At 51.9% G+C, this 1548-nt stretch carries 1 protein-coding gene; it reads right to left on the bottom strand.

Going from position 1 to position 1548, the window contains the following annotated elements; all coding sequences use genetic code 11:
* Window positions 1-7 precede the first annotated feature (7 nt).
* Window positions 8-1548: IS4 family transposase (locus tag RCH09_RS19620; protein ID WP_326942825.1), on the bottom strand; the 1541-nt coding region annotated here is incomplete at its 5' end.

The raw sequence follows: 1548 nt of genomic DNA, 5'->3' as shown, positions 1-1548 counted from the left end.
CTTTCAATTACCCATATCTTTCTGAGGCAAGATTAAAACCGAATTGCATATCTGCCAGCCGACGCATGCCTCGCCACATAACAATATTCCCTGGCGGTGAATCATTGGCCCTTGCGAGATAACCGCCCAGTTGGGCAATTTTTTCAAGATAGCGCGACAGTGGTGGCAGCTTACGGGCCCGCTTGCTGTCTTTTACCAAACAGTTGAGCAGTTCAATTTCGACATTGGTCAGTGCTACTGTTGGCTTGGCATCGGGGCATGTCCGGTTAATCATGGTGAGCCAGAACAATCGCCAACTAATGATGCAAAAAACGGAGATCAGGTTGGCGAGTCGATCCGCTGTGCGTAATCGGGACTCTTCGGCTCGGCATCCGGACTTCAGAATTTTATGAAACGTCTCGATTTTCCAGCGCAGGGCATACCAGTCGAGTTTTTCAATCGCTTCGCGCCGGGAAGTGACTGACAAATCGGTGATGAGCTTCCACTCGATAGGCTTCCGATTGGCTGGCGCACCGCGTTCACGCGCGTGGATGACCGTCAAGGAAAGAGCGGGATACCGGCTCTGCTTGCCAATGGGGGGCAGGACTTTGATACGGCGATAGCGAATCTCCAGAACGACATCGACGACGTTTCCTTTTTGATCTGAAGTCTGAACACGGTGCAGTCCTTTCAACCGCACCTCGTCCATTTCGTCGGCGACCGTGTGAGCGCCATCGCCGGCCAAACGATCGACACATGTGCGGACAAGGAAATGCGTACCGACATCTTGCGCAGTACAGAACAGTTCATAGATGTCGCTCTCACGGTCGCCGATGTGAACGCAACGCTGCGGGTCACTGAAAAGCGCCGTCGATTGCTTCAAGTTTTCTAGCCAGCGATAGCTTTCCTTCTCCTCTATCGGTACCCGCGTTGGATTGATTTTTTTCTTGAGTGCGTTACAGCCTTTGAATTTTCTGCGGGTCCAGAACTTGATCGCTGCAAGGCCAAGAGGCACGCCCTCCGTAGTGATGGCCAGGCTCGAATGCATGAGAATGCCGCATTGAGTCAACGGCCTGTTGCGCCCATCGACTTTGCGAGTACCACTTTTTCCAGTGAATCCGATGCGTTCCGGGTGCTCCCGCTGATAGGAAAACGTCGTTGTGTCTTGAAGGATCAGTATTGGCCCGTCTGAATCGGCGAAGCGTTCACCCGTCGCCTGAAAATGCCCACCCAAAATGTCTTGTTCGCTGACCTTATCGTTGGCAAAAAATCGGTAGGCTGCTTTCGTATTTGCCCAATCCTGACAGGCAAACGGAATGGTCTGCCCCATATTTGTCCAGAACTGCTCAAGCAATAGCCGAAAACGCTTTTTGAGGCGCTCGTCCCGGAAATTACAGGCGGCATTTTCTTTGTCCATCCATGTCTGCTCCTGCTCATGGGACACCAGGCGACGAGACCCGGAAGCGCTTGGCATCTCCCTCGTCGTCATCTGATTGCGATCGAATTCCTCATGAAAAAAAGTTAACAGAACTGCTGAGGGTTTACAAGTAATTTGTGGGTAATTGAAAG

The organism is Actimicrobium sp. GrIS 1.19, assembly GCF_035984655.1.
GTDB lineage: Bacteria > Pseudomonadota > Gammaproteobacteria > Burkholderiales > Burkholderiaceae_D > Actimicrobium.
The sequence above is the reverse complement of the archived record's forward strand: the minus strand, read 5'-3'. Positions and strand labels throughout refer to the sequence as shown.